The sequence below is a fragment of the Sphingomonas sp. S-NIH.Pt15_0812 genome (genome assembly GCF_003951315.1).
Taxonomy (GTDB): domain Bacteria; phylum Pseudomonadota; class Alphaproteobacteria; order Sphingomonadales; family Sphingomonadaceae; genus Sphingomonas.
In genome coordinates this window covers 105,958-123,224 of the sequence record NZ_QLJH01000001.1, presented here as the reverse complement: position 1 = coordinate 123,224, position 17,267 = coordinate 105,958, and the positions used below count along the sequence as shown (strand labels likewise).

Below are 17,267 nucleotides of genomic sequence, written 5' to 3'. Positions count from 1 at the left end.
GACGATCCTAGCGGGCGATCGGCCGGTTCGACAATCCGTAAACATCGGGTCAGGCGCGGTTCAGTGCGCAGGTGGAACAATCGCCGGCAAGACCGCATTGTTCAACGACAGCAAAGGGACATGACATGAAGACCCCCATCCTTCTCGCCAGCCTGGCCGCGCTGGTCGCGACCAGCGCCTGCACCACCGATCCCGAGACCGGGCAGCAGCGCATCTCCAAGACCGCGATCGGCGGCATCGGCGGCGCGCTCGGCGGCTATCTGCTCGGCGACATCGTCGGCGGCCGGCGCGACCGGACCGAGAAGATCGTCGGCGCGGGTCTCGGCGGCCTCGCCGGGGCCGGCATCGGCGCCTATATGGACCGGCAGGAACGCCAGCTGCGCGAGCGCACCGCCGGCACCGACGTGCAGGTGATCCGCCGCGGCGACGACCTGGTGCTCAACATCCCGTCGGGCATCACCTTCGCCTATGACAGTTCGGCCGTGCAGCCGCAGTTCCAGCGCACGCTGGACCAGGTGGCGCAGACGCTGGCCGAATATAAGGAAACCTATATCGACGTGTACGGCCATACCGACGCGACGGGCAGCGACGCCTATAACCAGGCGCTGTCGGAGCGCCGCGCCATCGCGGTGGCGGACTATCTGGCCGGTCGCGGCGTGCAGGCCGCGCGCATCGCGACGCGCGGCTATGGCAAGACCCAGCCGATCGCCTCCAACGACACCGATGCCGGCCGCGCCGCCAACCGCCGCGTCGAGATCAAGATCGTGCCGATCCGGCAGAACGACCTGCGCTGATCCTGATCACACCCCTCCCCGTCTCCGGGGAGGGGTGACCTATCAATACGCCGATTTGGGGAAGATCAGCGCGGCGATCGTGCGCGCCATGATGTACAGGTCGAAACCGACCGACCAGTGATCGATATAATAGAGGTCGTATTCGACCCGCTTCAGCAGCTTCTCGTCGGTATCGGTCTCGCCGCGCCAGCCATTCACCTGCGCCCAGCCGGTGATGCCCGGCTTCACCCGGTGGCGGGCCGCGTAATTCTGGGTCGCCTCGCTGAACAGCACGCCGGCCACGCGGGTCGAGGGCGCGTGCGGGCGCGGGCCGACCAGCGACATGTCGCCGAACAGGACGTTGAACAGCTGCGGGATCTCGTCGATGCTGGTGGCGCGGATGATCCGGCCGACGCGGGTCACGCGGGGATCGCCCTGCCGCGCCTGGCTGATCTCGTCATATTGCAGCATGTCGGTGCGCATCGAGCGGAACTTCCAGATGCGGAAGCGGCGATGGTTGAACCCTTCGCGCTCCTGCCGGAAGAAGACGGGACCGGGGCTGTCCAGCTTCACCGCCAGCGCCACCATCAACAGGAAGGGCGCGGCCAGGATCAGCAGGATCGAGCAGAGCAGCAGATCCTCGATCCGCTTGACGATCTGGTCGACGCCGCTGATCGGCCGCTCGAACACCGTCATCAGCGGCAGATGGCCGAGCATCACCATCGACTGGCCCGCCAGGGTGAAGGCGGACAGGTCGGGGGCCAGGCGGATCAGCACCGGGAACATCGCCAGCCGGCCGACCACGTCCTGCAACTCGTCGTCGCTGATATAGGGCATGGCGACGACCACCTGGTCGATCTCGCCCGCGCGAATATCGGCGAGCAACTGCGTCAGGCCGCCGCGATGCGGGGTGCAGAGGCCGGGATGGATCGTCTCCGCCCCCCGGTCGTCATAGCAGCCGACCAGATCGACCGTCAGCATCGGGTTGGACTGGACATAGCCGGCCAGCCGCTGCCCCTGCGACGTCGCGCCCAGGATGGCGACGCGCTGGTTGAACACGCCCTGCCGCTTCATCCGCGACAGGATGAAGGTGGCGACGCCCCGCACCACGACCAGCGCGAAGCCGACCGACAGGAACCAGAAGATCGTCCAGCCGCGCGAAAACGCCTCCGACGCGCGCACGAAGAAGGCGAGCGTCAGCATCGCGATGCAGCAGCCCAGCCACGCCGCCGATACGCGCGGCCAGCTCGACCGCAGCGAGAAGCGCGCATCAACGTCGTAACAGCCCGCCAGCTCGGCGATCAGCGCGTAGAGGACCGAGCTGAGCCAGGCGACGCGGGCATATTGGTCGATCGGCGAGAGCAGGAAGATGGAATAGGTCGCCCAGATGCCGAGCAGGCTGACGACCAGCACCGTCAGCGCCTCCGCCACGCGGGTCGCCAGGCCGGCCATTTCCAGCAAGGCGGGCGCACGCTCGACCCGCCGGTCCTCTACCGGTGGACCGCCGCTTCCGGTCCCCTGCCGCAGGTCGGTTAATGGGCTCACGAGCGCTTCTTGCTCCCTGTTCGAATGCTTTGTCATATCGCGGGCGAGGTGACGGTCCGGTTAATCGATGGTGATGTCAATCACGGTCGGTCCGAATCCAGCTTCTCTCCCGCCGGAACAGGGCCGCTGCCGTAACGCCCAGCTTCCAGAGGATATAGCGTGGAATCGTCTGCCACCCCTTCAACAGGTCGCCGCGCCCGTGCAGCAGCAGCGACCCGAGCGTCGCGACCAGCGCCAGCGCGGTCGGGATCGCGACCGTCGCCAGCGCCCCCCGGCCGATGCCGAACAGCGCGAGCAGCGACAGGAGCAGGATGGCCAGGATGTCGAGCGCGAGCAGCGGCAGGAAGGGCGGTGTCAGCAGATGCAGCCCCAGCCAGGCGAGCGCCGGCCGGCCGCGCCGCAGCCCCTGCCCGATCACCGTTCCGGCATGATCGCCCGCGACCTGGAAGAATCCTGATTCCCAGCGACGGCGCTGCACCTCGGTGCCGCGATCCGAGCTGGTCGCGCTGGTGACGATGGCATGGGGATCGAACAGCGGCGGCGTGCCGTCCAGGCTGCTGCTGACACCCAGCATCAGATCCTCGGCGACATGACCGGTATCGAGCGGCAGGCGCAGGAAGACCGCCCAGGGAAAGGCCATGCCCGACCCGGTCAGCAGCGCGGGCGCCCCGATCCGCGAGGCCCCGAGCTGGCGCACCGCATTCTTGACGTAGAAGGCCGCGGCGGAAAAGCGCGCGGTGCTGGAGACGCTGTCGTCGACCGTCATCGTATAGGCGGCCTGCACCGGCCGGCCGCTGGCGATCGCCCGCGTCGCCAGCCGCGCGAGCGCGCCTGGGGCCGGCACGGTATCGGCATCGACCACGATCACGCAGGGCGGCGAATCGGCGGCGAGATGCGCGCGGCCGAAATCGAGCGCGAAGCCCTTGCCGCGCCGGCTGGTGTCGTGCCGCTCCACCACCTCGGCCCCGGCCGCCCGCGCCACGGCGGCGGTGGTATCGGTGCAATTGTCGGCCACCACCAGCACGCGCATGGCCGGTGGCAGGGTGGCGAACAGGCCGGCGAGCATCGCGCCGATCCCCCGCGCCTCGTCATGGGCGGGGATCAGCACCACCCCCTCCGCCAGCGTGTCGAGCGTCGCGCCCTCGGGCCGGCGCGCGGGCATCATGCCCAGTCCCGCCTCGACGACGAACACCATGGTCACGATCGCCAGCGGCAGGACCAGGATCAGGCACAGAAGGTCGATCATGCCGCCGCTCCCTCGCAGGCGCGCAGATAGGCGAGCAGCCGCGCCGCATTGCGTCGCACGTCATAGCCGGCGAGCGCCCGTCGACGCCCCTCCGCCCCCATGGCGGCGCGCCGTTCCGGGTCGACCGCCAGCGCCTCGACCATCGCATCGGCGAGGTGTTCGGCCGATCCGGCGGGCACGACCCAGCCGCAACTGGCATCGACCAGTTCAGGAACGCCGGCGATCGCGGTGGTGACGACGGGGGTGCCGACCGCCAGCGACTCCATGATCACCACCGGCAATCCTTCCGCGAAGCTCGGCAGCACCATCGCCTTGGCGGCGCGCAACTGTGCCGCCACGGTCGCGCCGTCGCGACTACCCAGCAAGTTGATCTGCTCGCCGAGGCCGAGCCGCGCGATCTCCCGCTCCAGCATCGGCCGCAGATCGCCGTCGCCGATCAGCGCGATGCGCGGGCGGATGCCCCGCTGCGCCAGCAGGTCGAAGGCATGGACCAGCACCGGTAGCCCCTTCTGCTCCGCCAGCCGGGCGATGCAGCAGAAGTCATAGCCGGGCAGCGGCTCGACCCGGCTCGCCTCCAGCGCCGCGAAATCCGCGCCGCAGCCGACGATACGGACCTTGTCCCAATGCTCCACCCCGGTCCAGCGCCACAACTGACTGCGGCAGAAGGAGGTGATCGCCACCACCATCGCGGCATGCGCCGTCTTGGGCGCGATGGCGTTGCTGGGCGGATGGTCCAGTTCCTCCGGCCCATGGACCGTGAAGCTATAGGCCGGGCCGCCCATCCGCCGCGCCAGCATCGCCACCGTCGTCGCGTTGGTGGAGAAATGCGCATGGACATGGGTGATGCCCAGCGCGCGCGCGCGGCGGACGAAGTGGATCGCCTCCAGCAGCGCGGCGATGTGGCGCACGCCGCCATCGCCGGCGGCCGTGCGCACTTGCCACCAGAGCGGCAGCACGCCGATCAGGCGCGGCAGGTTGGTCGCCAGCGCCAGCAGCAGCGACACGAGCAGCCCGGCGACATTGCCGCTGAGCAGATACTCCGTCTTCGCCTGTTCCTCGACATCGGTCGGCTCGACCAGCGTCTTGTCCCAGCGGCGGATGGCGAAGCGGGTGACCGGCTCCCCTTCCGCCTCGATCCCGCGAATCTCGCGCCGGATGAAGGTGGTGCTGGTCTGCGGATAGGTGTTGAGCAGATAGGCCAGCTTCATCGCGTCGTCTCCGAACCCCGATGGCGCCGGCCACCCCCCATGTGCGATCGGCCGCCGGCAACGTCACTTATGGGGCGGCTGACCACGATCATGCCGGCACCGTTACAGAAGCGGGTCACGATCGCCAACCGCCAGATTGGTGCGACGCACCATAAAACCGACCGAGGCGGTCATGGCGCCACCGGGCGCCCAAAGGCCAATGCCGCCCGGCGCTTAGGCGTCTGGTCAAGCGGCTGGCCGGCATATTCGCGGATGCCCCAGGCGCCGCCCCCGCCCGCCGGACCGGTCGCGCTGTACAGCACCATCAGGTCGCCGACCTTCGCCTTCCACGCCGCGATATAGTCGCGGTACAGCCGCTCCATCTCCGGCGAGCGATTGACCTGCTGGACCCGCTCGCCGCCGCCCGGCGTGAAGTCGGTGACATGCTGCCCGGCCTCATAGGTGATCAGCCGCTTGCCACGGCCCCGCACCAGGTCGAGCGTCTTCCAGGCTTGTGCCAGCACGTTCGCCTGTCCCCGACGCAGCGACGCCAGGCGTTCGGGCAGCGGCGCCGTCAACGCCTCCCCCTTATCGTATAGGAAATAGGGCGCGATCGCCACCGCATCGATCGCGTCGGGCAGACCGGGATAGGCCAGGATCTGCTCGGTGACCCAGGGATTGACCGCCTGCGACCCGGCGACCCGGACCAGCGCCGCCGGCCGGTCTGCGAAGACCGTCGACCATATCCGCATCGTCGCGATCGTCTTCTGGCTGTACCGCTTCAACAGCGCCTGGAAGCCGTTGCTGTCGAGCCCGGTGGCGAGCCCCTCCTTCTGAATCTGGTGCGCCAACGGGAAGGCATAGTTCCATGGCTCGTTCGCCAGTTCGACATAGGCGCGGTGCCCCGCCGGCAGCCGGTCATGGACCAGCTTCGCCATCCGGGTGACGTAATCCGCGTCCGCGTTCCAGGGAATGGTGAACCACGGGTCGGCATCCGCCGCCTTGGCCAAGGCCAGCATATGTTCCAGCGCGACGCCCCGCGACCGGCTGGTCTGGTCGATGCTGTCGGGCAGGGCCCGGTCGGCCCAGGTCACCGTCTCGGGATTGGGGTTGGCGGCCGACCAGTCGAGGAAGCGGATCACGCCGAACGGCTTCATGCTCTCGATGAGCTGCGGCGCGAAGACCTGGTCTCGCGGGGCGCTCTTCTCCCGGCAATCCAGGTCGCGCACCGGATCGGTCGCGCTCATATTCGACAGGTTCACCCAGTTCCGGCTGTTGCCCTCCGGCGGCGGGGCGGCGGGCCAGTCGAAGGTCAGGCTGTGGTTGCCGCGGAGGAAGTTCTTGGGATGGCCGCCCACGCCCACATCGCCGGTGCCCGTCCAGGTGCAGCGGATCGCCACCGACCGGCCGGTGAAGACCGCCGATGGCGGGGTCATGATCCGGGCATAGCTCTTACCGGCGGGCACCTGGAGGACCATGCCCTGGCGATCGAGCGCGCTGTCCGGCAACTCCTGCCACTTGTCGCCGGTATCGACCCAGCGGCTGCCGGTCAGCAGGTTCATGAACGTATATTCGTTGGAATAATAATGGGCGGACGCCGGGTTGATGCCCAGCTCGAACCGCGCCCCCTTGGCTGGGCCCGGATCGGCGCCGGCGTGCGGCTGGGCCTGGCAGGCCGTCGGACCGGTGGCGAACAGCGCCAGGCTCAGCCATGCGTAACGATAGGACTTGGTCATCCAGCATCTCCTGCCGGCGGCCCTGTCCGGTCCGCCCTGGCGATTGGCCCCTTGCGAGTCCTGCCTTCCCCGGAGAACCGGGGATCAATGGATGTGGAACAGCATCCGGATCACCCATTGTCCCACCCATCCGGTCGCGATGCCACCCGCCCCGGCGAGCAGGATCAGCAATTCGCGCGGTACGTCCAGCAACCGGTGGCGCGCCAGCGCGGTCCACCCGAATATCTGCGCCATCAACTCGATCGTGCCGACCACCCAGATCACGCCGATCGGCCCGGCATAATGATAGGCCAGGGCGCCGCCCAGCACGAGATAGCCGAGCCGGGCGACATTGGCGGTGAAGGTGTAACGCTGATGGCCGGTGGCGATCATCACCTCGTTGATCGACGAGCTGCTCATCATGAAGAAGCTGGAGATCGCCAGGATGCCCAGATAATGGCCCGCCTGCAGATAGCGGGGATCGTACAGCAGCTCGACGAGCAGCTGCGACACGCCGATCAGCCCGCCGACCGCGAAGCCGTAGAGCAGAGCCGGCTTCATCCGGGTCGCGTAGAATTCGGTCCGCATCCGCTCCGGCGCGCGGCGCGCGACCTCGGCCAGGCGGGGATAGAGGACGCGGCCGACATAGCCGCTGACCAGTCCCACCGGCGCCGCCGCCAGTCCCGATGCCAGCATGTAGAGGCCGAACATCGCCAGCGGGAAGGTCTTGGACAGGACGATCTTGTCCGCCTGGCCGATCACCAGCGTCAGCATCGTCGAGCCGGTGATGAAGCGCGAGAATTTCCACATCTCGCGCACCCGCTCGCGGCTGTAGCGCCAGCGCCGTGCCGAATCGGGGAACATCGCATAGCTGAGCCACATGGACAGGATCAGCGTCATGTTGTTGGCGATGATGATCGCCCAATAGTTGCGGAAGATCAGCGCCATGCCGATCGTCGCGGTCATGGTGAAGATCTGGGTGCCGATGTCGATCGCGCTCAGCCGCTTGAGCTGGCGATTACGCACCGCGGTCACGGTGCTGAGCGCGCTGCACCCCTCGAAGAAGAAGAGCAGCCCGCCGACCGCGATCGGCCAGTGCAGCTCCGGCTTGCCGAGGAACTGGGAGATCGGCCCCGCCAGCAGGAACACGCCCGTCGTCAGGAGCAGCGACCGGATCATCCGGAGCGTCCACACCTCGTCCAGGAAGGTCCGCTCGTTGCTGCGTTCGTGCCGCACGACGAAGGCGACGATGCCGATATCGGACAACAGGCCGAAGGTGACCGCCACCGACGAGATGACGCCGATCACGCCGAACGCCTCCGCGCTCAGCATCCGCGTCAGGATCATCGACCCGACGACGCGGATCATGTTCTGGATCAGCATCGTGCCGACGACGATGGCGGTATCGCCGGCGATCATCTTGCGCGCGGCGTCGATCGCCCCGGCCGGCGACAGGCGGGGGATGAAGGCGGGGATCAGGAAGGAACGCACGGCTACGCCGCTACGCGCTTCGGCCGGCGATGGCCAGCGCATAGCTGTCCTGCCAGCGGCTGAGCAGGTCGCGCCAGCGGAAGCCCAACGCCTCCGCCTTGGCGCGGGCCCGTGCCGACATCCGGTCGGCCGCCTCGGGATCGGTGGCGAGATGCGTCATCCCCGCCGCCAGCGCGGCGACCACCGCCGATTCGCCGCCATCGGGCGCGACCAGCACCGCCTCGCCCTCGCTCAGCAATTCGCGCGGCCCGGCCCAGTCGAGGCACAGGATCGGCAGGCCCAGCGTCATCGCCTCCTGATAGGCGATGCCGTTGGCTTCGGCGAGCGCCGGCTGGAGCAGCCCGCGATACGACCCCAGCCGGTCGTACATCGCCGGCCCCGGCGTCATCCAGCCGTGGAAGGTCACCCGCGCCGCCACGCCCAGATCCGCCGCCAGCCGTTCCAGCGCGCCCCGCTCCTCGCCATCGCCGATGATGTCGAGCGTGACGCGCGGATCGCTCGCCGCCACCGCGCGGATCGCCAGGTCGCAGCCCTTGTAGCCGACCAGGCGGCCGACATGGACGAAGCGGAAATTCTCGCCGTGCTGGCGGAAGCGCGCACGATCGACCAGCGCGTCGGGAATACCCGAATCGAGCGTAGGTACGAACCGCCGGGGCGAACAGCCGGCCAGCCGCAGCGACCGCGCGGTGCGATCGCCCCCCGCGACCAGCAGCGTCGCGCGATGCTTGCCCCGGAAGACCCGGCCCAGCGTCCATTGCAGCGCCGCGATCACCGCCTGCTTGGCCCCGCTGGCGCGGGGATCGCGCGCGGCGAAGGCGGGCGGATAGGAGACGTTGCCGTTGAGCGGCCCGATCACCACCGGAAATCCGGGAAAGCGGAAATAGGGCAGGACCGGCGAGATGGGCGAGGTGAAATGCACCAGATCGGGGCGGAAGCGCGCCGCCACCGCCTGCGCCAGCCGATGCAACTGCCAGGCGTTGAGCAGCGCGAGCAACGGCCCCGCCTTCATTCGGAACAGGCGGATTTGGAGCGGCGTGTCCTCGACATAGTCGATCGCGAGCTCGGGATAATCCCGCGCCATTTCCTCGCGGACCCGGGCATGGGCGACCTGGCGCACCTCATGCCCGAGCGCGCGCAGCTCCAGATGGATCTGCAACGCCTTCAACCCCTCGCCGCCCATGCGGCGCGAGATATTGGGCGCGACGAGCAGGATGCGTCGCCGCGCGCCGGACCCCGCCGCCGCCGCCGCCGCCGCCGGACCGGTCATCAGTTATAATAGTCCGAGTAGCCGCTGCCCTTGCCATAGCCATAGCCGTAATCGCCGCCGGCAAAGCCCTTGATATAGCGGTTCAGCACCGTGCCGAAGCAGCGCACCGATCCCAGCAGCCGGCGCGAGTCGCGCACCTGCTTCGCGGTGGTGACGCCATCCTCGACGACCATGATATAGCCGTCGATCATCTCGCTGACGATCATGCTGTCGTCATTGGCGAAGACCGGCGGCAGGTCGCACAGCACCACCGCCTGGCCCGGGATCGCGCGCATCGATGCGATCAGCCCCTGCAACCGCGCGCTGGCGAGCAGTTCGGACGAATGGACCCGCGCCTCGGCGGTGGGATAGAGGGTCAGCCGCTCGCCCTCGATGCCCCAGGCGATCGAGGCGAGGTCGTCGACCTCGCCCGCCAGATATTCGGTCATGCCCTGCCGGACCGGGATGTTGAACCGTTCCGCGACCGAACCGCGCCGCAGGTCGAGATCGACCAGCACCGTCTGCAATTCGGGCAGCCGCGCCAGCGAGGCCGCCAGGTTGCTGGCGACGAAGGTCTTGCCGACCTGCGGCGTCGCGGAGGTGATGCCGATCACGCGCACCCCCTCGCCCACCAGCCGCGCGATCTGGGTGCGCAGCAGGTTGAACGGGCGCGAACGCTGGTCACGGCTGCGGAACCCCACGATCGCCTCGCCCAGCTGGTCGGCCGGGATCATGTGCCGGGGCGTGACCGGCAGCGGTGAGGTCGTGGCGGTCGGGCTGGCACTGGCCAGGGGAACCGCCCCGGCGGCCGGAGACTGATAGTTCATCTGCTGTCCTTTAGCCCGTTAGCCGGCCATGACGGCCGGGTCGGCCGCCCGCTTGCGCCGGCGGAACCAGCGACGCTTCGACTGGGTCGAGTCCGAATCATCCCCGTCCATGCCCGGCGCGGGACGCCGGCCGGCGATCTGCGGGATGATGACCATCGGCGGCTCGCCCGTCACCGACTGGAGCGAGGCGACGCCGCGGATCGGCCGCATGATGAACTCCAGCACCAGGGCGATGCCCAGGCCGAGCGCCGCGCCGGCGACGATGCCGCCCAGCGCCAGCAACGGGCGGTTGGGCCAGGTCGGCCGGTCGGGCGCGACCGGGGGATCGATCACGCTCAACCGTTCGCCGCGTTGCTGCTCGGTGATCCGGGCGCTGCCGCGCGCGTTGATCAGATTGGTCTGCACCGTCTGGTAGTTGGTGCGCAGCCCGTCCGCCTTGGCCTGGAGCTGGGCGATCTGCTCGTTGACCGCCGGTGCCTTGGCCTGCGCATTGGCGAGCGCGGAGGTGCGCGCCGTATCGTTGCTCATCGCCGCCTGGAGGCTGCTGATCGCCGCCGCATTGGAGGCGATCTGGCTGCGGATCGCCGAGTCGGTGTTCGACCGGGCGACATTGGCGGCCGCGAACTTGCGCGCCTCGGCCAGCCGCTGCCGCGCCGCCAGCACGTCGGGATGGGTATCCGAATAGACCGCCTGCGCCGCGGCCAGCTGCGCTTCCGCCGCCTGCACCGAGGGATCGCGGTCGGTGGCGTTGGCCTGCAGCTTCAACTGCGCCTGGAGCTGCGCATTCTCCCGCTGCAACCCCGCGATCTGCGCCTGATAGCCGCCGCCCGCACCGCCGCCCAGCATCATCATGCCGCCGGTCGACAGGGCCATGCCGTTGGCGGCCTTGATCGCCTCGATCTGCCGCTCGATCGCGTTGATCTGGCCGACCAGCCCGTTCGCCTGGTCCTGCAGGAACTCGACCGTGCCGGTCGCCGCCTGCGAGGTCTGGGCCGCATCCAGCTTCACCAGCCGCTCGACGAAGTCCTGCGCGACGACCTGGGCCTTTTGCGGGTCCGGATAGTCGAAGGTCAGGCTGAAGGCGATCGTGTTCGTGCCGCCGGGGCCGGTCTGGATATCGGCGCTGACCGGCGACAGATTGGTCGCCTTGCGCATCTTGTCGATGACCTCGGACAGCGGCTTGGACGCGCGTTCGTCGGGATAGAGATTGTTGTTCTCGATCAACTCGATCAGGTCCGGCCGGCTGAGCACCTGCTGGCGGATCTTGGCGATGCGCTGGTCGATCAGGCTGGTGTTCTGCTGCTGTCCGACCAGCTGCGCGGGCAGTTCGGGCGATTCGACCAGCAAGGTCGCGGACGATCGGTAGCGCGCGGGCAGCAGCACCGCCGCCGCCAGACCGACGATCGTGCACAGCACGGTCGGCACGATGATCCACCACCGCCGCTGCCACAGGATGGAGGGCAGATAGGCGATCAGGTCGCCGCCGCCCTCGCTGCCGTCGGTGTCGGCGGAATAACCCGAATATGCGTCGTTCATCGTTGCCCGCCCAAGGATACGGTGAGACCCAGCCGCCCGAAGACGCTGTCACCGCCGGTGCTGCCACTGGCGGTTCGAAAGCCACTGGAGATATGGCGATAGCCGGCCGAGGCCAGTGCCGACAGATGGCGCCCCAGCTGACGCTGGTAGCTGCCGTCGACCGAGGTGAAGTCCTGATTGGCCGGCAGCAACCCCTCCGACAGGGCCGGCGTGCCGTTGGCCACATGATTGTACCGCGCCGACGCCGAGACGGTCGACACCTCGCTCAATCGATAGCCCAATGTGGCGCCGGCCGTGGTCTGGGTCCGGACGCCGCCAAAGCCGGTCACGCTCGGCTCGCGCGAGGCGAAGGCACAGAAATTGCCGCGTTCCGAAAAGGTCCGGCATAGCGTGCCTTCCGCCGATACCGTCACCGACGTGCCGCTGATCCGGTCGTGCACGATCGCGCCGCCGACCGCCGCGTTGAGCGTCCAGCGCGGTGACAGCGTGCGGTTGTAGGTCAGGCGCGGCGTGAAGAAGGAAGAGGAGAAGCCGCGATCGTAATCGACGAACGAGGCCGACAGCTGCACGCCCACCGACGACAGCTCGTCGATCGAGCGGCTGAACCCGGCATTCGCGCCATATTGCGTGAAATTGCCGAGCAGGATCGACTGACGCTGCGCCCCCGGATAGGTCGAGCGCGAGGCGTTGACGCCGCCGAAGAGGCTGGTCCGCTCGCTGAGGAGATAGGAAGCGCTCGCGGAGGTGGAGAGCGTCTTGCGCCGCTGGCGCAGGCCGATCAGGCCGATATCGCCATCCACCGGGATCGTCACCACCGGCGCGGTGCCGATCGGGGCCGACACCACCGGCAGGCTGCCCGAGCCGCCCGCGCCCGAACCGATACCCGAACCGACCGCGCCACCCGTGACCGGCACGACCTGGCCGATCGGCGCGAAATTGCCCGCGCCGCCCAGGACCGAGCTGTCATAGCTGGCGGCCACGTCGATGCCGGTGCGCGCGTCGAACTGCTTGTGGCCGTTCGCCGAGGCCTGATAGCCGTTGTTGCTGCCGTAGCGGGTGAAGAAGTCCTGGCGGTTGTACGACCCCGCGATCACCGCCCGATCGACGCCGTCCACGAAGGTGATCGACGGCATGACGTTCAAGGTCGTCGAGGCGCTGCCCTTCGCGCCGCCGGCCCCCAGGAACGGATTGCTGTCATAACCCACGCCGCCCGCCACGGTCAGCGCGGGCACCGTCCGGACCTGTGCGGCGACGCCGAGCGGCGCGACCGCCGCGCCGGTGGCGGCGACCAGCCAGAAGGACCGACGAATCACGGAACGACGACCGTGTCGCCGGCCTGGAGCACGGGCAGGCCCGCCAGATCGCGCTGGCTGGGATTGCCGCGCAGCGCGTCGGTCAACCGCAGGCGGATCGGGGTCAGGCCGCCGCCCTGCTTGCGCATGATCACCACGTCGTTGGTCTGCGCGAACTCGCTGGGACCGCCGGCAAGGCCGATCGCCTCCAGCACGTTGACATATTTGCCCGGCGCGAAGGTGCCGGGCGAGCGCACCTTGCCCATCACCGAGAAGCTGAAGCCGCTGGGCGCGGTGATCGATACGGTCACCTGGGGCACCTGCTCGCGGAACTGGCTGGCGAGCCCGCGGGTGATCACCTGCTCCAGCTCGCTCGGCAGCTTGCCCGCCGCCTCGACCCGGCCGACCAGCGGATAGGAGAAGCTGCCGTCGGGCAGCACCTTGACCACGCGGCGCAGGCGATCCTCGCCCCAGACATAGACTTCCAGCTCGTCGCCCGGATTTATCCGATAGGGAGCCGCCGTGCCGCTCGGCGCGGACGCGGTCTTGCCCGCTTGCGCCAGCGCCGCCGTGCCGCCCGTGGTCGACGCAAGCGCCAGCACGAGCGCGCCCGACGCCCGCAACATCACCATCCTCATCGCGATCCCCTTCGACGCTTGTACCGGTACGGGCTTGCCTTACCCGCTCGACCGGGGAAAAGCCATATGGGACGGTGGATTGGGCTGACATGGCCCGGATAGGGACATATGCGCGATCTGGCAGCTTTCGGTAAGAATTCAGCGCTATGGCCGCGCTCGCCCCGCCCGGGGCGGCGGCGGGCCACGGCGGTGCTGCTGGCGCTCACACTGGCGCTGGCGGCATGCCAGTCCGCCAACGAACGCGCCGCCGCCGCCCAGGCCCAGGCGCAACAGCTTGCCGCGATGGGCGATTATCGCGGGGCGCAGATCCAGTTCGACAAGGCGGTGCAACTGCGCGACAATTCGCCCGACCTGTGGATCGCGCGCGCGCGCAACCAGATCCAGCTCGGCAATTACAGCGGCGCCTTCGCCTCGTTCCGCGCCGCGCTCGACCAGGATCGATCGAACCGCGAGGCGATCGATGCGCTGGCGCAGCTGTCGCTCGCCAGCAACGCGCTGGACGATGCGGGTCGCTATGCCGACCAGTTGCTCGCCATCGACCCTGGCAGCCTGAACGGCCGGCTGGTGCGCGCGACGGTGGCCCTGCGGCGCGGTCGGCTCGACGCGGCGGAACAGATGAGCAAGGCGCTGCTCTCCGAGCAGCCCGACCAGGAGGTGGTGCGCGTGCTGGCCAGCCGCATCGCCGAGCAGCGCGGCGACCTGAAGCAGGCGGTGGCGCTGATCGCCCCGATCTTCACGCAAGGCGGCGGCAGCCCCGACCTGCGCCGACAGCTCGCCTCGCTCTACCAGCGCGGCTACGACAGCCGCGCGCTGCTGGGCGTCGCCCGCCGCGAAGCGGACGCGCGCGCGACCGATCGCGACGCGCAGATCGCGCTGGCGCGGGTGCAGGTGCTGCTGGGACAGGACGACGCCGCCGCCACGACGCTGGCCACGCTCTACACGTCCGATGCCGACGACGCGTTGCGCGACGCCACCGTGGCGATGCTCGCCGACACCGACGTCGCGCCGGCCCGGCTGGCGGCGGCGCTGACGCGGGGTTCCGCCCCCTCGCCCGCGCTGATGCTCGCGGTCGCCGAATATGCGGTCCGGCGGGAGGATTGGGCCACCGCGCGACGGCTGCTGGCCACCTATGCCGGACAGGCGCCGACCGCCGCCACCACCGATGCGCAGGGTGCGCTGGCGGCCGCGCTTGCCGGATCGGGTGATGCGGCGAACGCCACCCGTCTGGCCAATGCGGTGCTGGCGTTCGATGAGGACCGGCCCATGGCCCTGACCGCCCGCGCCACCGCCGCCCTGGCGGGGGGGGACACGAATGCCGCGCTTCGCGACGCGCGCGTGATCATGCGCGACGATCCCGAATCGCCCTATGCCTATGCGCTGCTCGCCCGCATCTACCGCGCGCAGGGCGACACGCTGCTGGCGGACCGGACGCTGGCCGATGGCGCGCGGGCGGCGATGGACGATTCGACGATGCTGCGGCTCTATGCGACGATGCTGGCCCAGCGCGACCGACTGGACGAGGCCTTGTCGCTGGCCCGCGCCTTCACCTTGCGCAATCCGATGTCCGCTTCCGCCTGGGCGACGCGACAGCGCCTGTGCCGCGCCGGGGGCGACGGACCCTGCACGGCGCGGAGCACCGCCATCCTCGCCCGGCTGCACGGGCAGGCCGTATCGGTCCCGCCGCCACCGCCGGAGGAGACGACCGGTTCGCCCGACTATTCCGCGCCCCTATCCGACGACGGAGATTCGACACCATGACCCGGACCCGCTTCATCGGCGTGGATTATGATCCGCTGACGCTGGACGACCTGCTCGAGCGGTTCGGCCAGCGCCCGGCCGAGGCCCGCTTCGCCTATCTGGTCACTCCCAATGTCGACCATGTCGTCCGGCTGCACGACCCGATGCCCGATGGCGACGCGGTCTGGGCCGCCTATCGCGGGGCGGAATGGTGCGTGTGCGACAGCCGCATCCTCGCCGCCCTCGCCCGGCGGCAGGGGATCACCCTGCCGGTCGCGCCCGGCAGCGACCTGACCGCCATGATCCTGGAGCGGCTGTGCCGGCCGGGCGACCGGGTCGCGATCATCGGCGGCCGGGCGGAGACGGCCGAGCGGTTGCGGACGCGCTATCCGACGCTCGACATCGTCCATCATGCGCCGCCCATGGGGCTGCGCCGCAATGCCGCGGCGCTGGAGGCCGCCGCGCGGTTCGCCGCCGGGACGCGCGCACGCTTCCTGTTCCTGTCGGTCGGCTCGCCGCAGCAGGAGCTGCTCGCCGCCCGCATCGCCGCACAGCCGGGCGCGACCGGCATCGGCCTGTGCGTCGGCGCGGCGATCGAATTCGTGGTCGGCGAGCAGACCCGCGCGCCGGACCTCATGCAGCGCCTGCATCTGGAATGGGCGCACCGGCTGCTCGGCAATCCGCGCCGGATGTGGCGGCGCTATCTGGTCGAGGGGCCCCGCATCTTCCTGCTCGCGCGTCGCCATCGGGCGCGCGGCTGAACGAAAAAAGGGGCGCGCCGCGCGGCACGCCCCTTTCCTGTCGTCGCGGGCGAAGCTTACTTCTTCGCCGCGCCGCCCTTGGCATCGGCGGGGGCGAAGCCCGGCTGGTATTCGATCTTCGCGGAGGCACGGGCCTGCTCGACCTGCTTCTTGGCGATGTCCGACACGGCCTGGCGGCGGATCGCCTCGGCGGCGATGCGACTCGCCTGGTCGCCGTTGATCGGCTGGACCTGCGGCGCGCCCAGGACGCTGACGATCACGCGGCCATTGGCGGCGAGCACGAACGGCTCCCCGGCGGGCAGGCGCTTGATCTGCGCCAGCAGCTCCGGCGGCGTCGCGGCGGTGTCGAGCTGGCCCTTCTGGCGGGCGAACTGGATGCCCATCTGGGTCAGGCGCGCGGCCACCGCGTCGAGCGTATGGTCGGCCTCCAGCGCCTTCAGGCGCGACGCGTCCTCGGGCTGGGCGAAGACGATCTGGTCGGCCGGGTAGATGGTGCGGCTGGCGAACATGTCGGGATGCGCGGCGATATAGGCGTCGATATCGGTCTGGCTGGGCACCGGCACGTTCTTCGTCACCTGGTTGCCGAGCATCGAGATCATCAGCTCGTCGTTCATCCGGCGCTGGCGCTGGAGGAATTCGGGATCCTTGTCGATGCCGCGATCATGCGCCTGCTGCACCATCAGCTTGCGGTTGATCAGGTTCTGGAGCGCGGCGGCGCGCAGCGCGGTCTTGTCGCCGCCCTGGGGGGCGTTCTGCAGCTCGCTGTTCAGTTCGGACAGCGAGACTTCCTCGCCATTCACCACCGCCACGACCTGGCCGGTCGCGGCGCGCTTGCACCCGGAGATCGAGACGGCGGCCGTCGCCAGCAGCGCGACCGTGATCATTTTGGAACGCATAACCTTCTTCCACTCCCCACCATCGTCCACTAACCGGGACGAAGCCTAGAAAATCTTACTGCAATGCCTGTACAGGCCGATTCGACGATTTGGAAGGAACGCCTAGATGCAGACTATCTACGATTGGGTTACGGTGGCGTTCTTCGCGGGCCTGGTCGTGCTGCTGCTCCAGCGCTCGATCGGACCAGAAGAATCCCAGGATTCCATGTATCATTATATCGCCCCGGCGCTGGGCTGTGCGGTGACCAATTGGCTAGGCAATAACGGTTACGACATCTTCGCCGTTCTCGTCTTCGTCGCCGCCCTCGCCTATACCTGGTATTTCCTGAAGCCCTTCGCCCGCGCCTGATCCAGGCGCGACCGGCCGGCCCGTCGCC

At 69.2% G+C, this 17,267-nt stretch carries 15 protein-coding genes; 4 read left to right on the top strand and 11 right to left on the bottom strand.

The features are described from left to right. Window positions 1-125: 125 nt before the first annotated feature. Complete coding sequence (locus tag BRX43_RS00460; protein ID WP_125992854.1) at window positions 126-794, top strand: OmpA family protein; 669 nt, start codon at window positions 126-128, stop codon at window positions 792-794. Window positions 795-836: 42 nt separating this feature from the next. On the opposite strand, the gene BRX43_RS00455 is transcribed toward BRX43_RS00460, so the two are convergent. The 10 genes from BRX43_RS00455 to BRX43_RS00410 form a co-directional block, all read right to left on the bottom strand. Beyond that, window positions 837-2,318 carry an undecaprenyl-phosphate glucose phosphotransferase gene (locus BRX43_RS00455; RefSeq protein ID WP_164523483.1) on the bottom strand — a complete coding sequence of 494 codons (1,482 nt, stop codon included), beginning with the start codon at window positions 2,316-2,318 and terminating at the stop codon, window positions 837-839. A 76-nt stretch (window positions 2,319-2,394) separates the two neighbouring features. Next, window positions 2,395-3,564 carry a glycosyltransferase family 2 protein gene (locus BRX43_RS00450; protein ID WP_125992852.1) on the bottom strand — a complete coding sequence of 390 codons (1,170 nt, stop codon included), beginning with the start codon at window positions 3,562-3,564 and terminating at the stop codon, window positions 2,395-2,397. Next, the gene (locus tag BRX43_RS00445) at window positions 3,561-4,772 is read right to left on the bottom strand and encodes a glycosyltransferase family 4 protein (protein ID WP_125992851.1); all 1,212 of its coding nucleotides are present in this window, start codon (window positions 4,770-4,772) and stop codon (window positions 3,561-3,563) included. Before BRX43_RS00445 ends, BRX43_RS00450 begins: the two co-directional genes overlap by 4 nt. A gap of 170 nt (window positions 4,773-4,942) precedes the next feature. Beyond that, entirely contained in the window at window positions 4,943-6,487 is a 1,545-nt protein-coding gene (locus BRX43_RS00440) for a hypothetical protein (RefSeq protein ID WP_125992850.1), read from the bottom strand. 84 nt (window positions 6,488-6,571) lie between these two features. Beyond that, window positions 6,572-7,957: an oligosaccharide flippase family protein gene (locus BRX43_RS00435; RefSeq protein ID WP_164523482.1), complete on the bottom strand. Its 1,386-nt coding sequence runs from the start codon at window positions 7,955-7,957 to the stop codon at window positions 6,572-6,574. A 10-nt stretch (window positions 7,958-7,967) separates the two neighbouring features. Then, window positions 7,968-9,224 carry a glycosyltransferase family 4 protein gene (locus tag BRX43_RS00430; RefSeq protein ID WP_125992848.1) on the bottom strand — a complete coding sequence of 419 codons (1,257 nt, stop codon included), beginning with the start codon at window positions 9,222-9,224 and terminating at the stop codon, window positions 7,968-7,970. Beyond that, the gene (locus BRX43_RS00425) at window positions 9,224-10,030 is read right to left on the bottom strand and encodes a CpsD/CapB family tyrosine-protein kinase (RefSeq protein WP_125992847.1); all 807 of its coding nucleotides are present in this window, start codon (window positions 10,028-10,030) and stop codon (window positions 9,224-9,226) included. Before BRX43_RS00425 ends, BRX43_RS00430 begins: the two co-directional genes overlap by 1 nt. An 18-nt stretch (window positions 10,031-10,048) precedes the next feature. Then, the gene (locus BRX43_RS00420; RefSeq protein ID WP_125992846.1) at window positions 10,049-11,566 is read right to left on the bottom strand and encodes a Wzz/FepE/Etk N-terminal domain-containing protein; all 1,518 of its coding nucleotides are present in this window, start codon (window positions 11,564-11,566) and stop codon (window positions 10,049-10,051) included. After that, window positions 11,563-12,879: a hypothetical protein gene (locus BRX43_RS00415; protein WP_125992845.1), complete on the bottom strand. Its 1,317-nt coding sequence runs from the start codon at window positions 12,877-12,879 to the stop codon at window positions 11,563-11,565. The genes BRX43_RS00420 and BRX43_RS00415 overlap by 4 nt, the downstream gene beginning before the upstream one ends. Then, a complete protein-coding gene (locus BRX43_RS00410; RefSeq protein ID WP_241214685.1) occupies window positions 12,876-13,496 on the bottom strand; it encodes a polysaccharide biosynthesis/export family protein in 621 nt (206 codons plus the stop codon). Before BRX43_RS00410 ends, BRX43_RS00415 begins: the two co-directional genes overlap by 4 nt. Window positions 13,497-13,685: 189 nt before the next feature. Here BRX43_RS00410 and BRX43_RS00405 point away from each other — a divergent pair, with 189 nt between their 5' ends. Continuing rightward, the gene (locus tag BRX43_RS00405) at window positions 13,686-15,254 is read left to right on the top strand and encodes a tetratricopeptide repeat protein (protein ID WP_164523481.1); all 1,569 of its coding nucleotides are present in this window, start codon (window positions 13,686-13,688) and stop codon (window positions 15,252-15,254) included. Further along, window positions 15,251-15,994, top strand: coding sequence for a WecB/TagA/CpsF family glycosyltransferase (locus BRX43_RS00400; RefSeq protein WP_125992843.1), 744 nt, complete (start codon window positions 15,251-15,253; stop codon window positions 15,992-15,994). Before BRX43_RS00405 ends, BRX43_RS00400 begins: the two co-directional genes overlap by 4 nt. 56 nt (window positions 15,995-16,050) lie before the next feature. On the opposite strand, the gene BRX43_RS00395 is transcribed toward BRX43_RS00400, so the two are convergent. Then, complete coding sequence (locus tag BRX43_RS00395; RefSeq protein ID WP_125992842.1) at window positions 16,051-16,890, bottom strand: EpsD family peptidyl-prolyl cis-trans isomerase; 840 nt, start codon at window positions 16,888-16,890, stop codon at window positions 16,051-16,053. Between the two features lie 106 nt (window positions 16,891-16,996). On the opposite strand from BRX43_RS00395, the gene BRX43_RS00390 reads away from it, so the two are divergent. Then, a complete protein-coding gene (locus tag BRX43_RS00390) occupies window positions 16,997-17,239 on the top strand; it encodes an XrtV sorting system accessory protein (protein WP_125992841.1) in 243 nt (80 codons plus the stop codon). Window positions 17,240-17,267 lie beyond the last annotated feature (28 nt).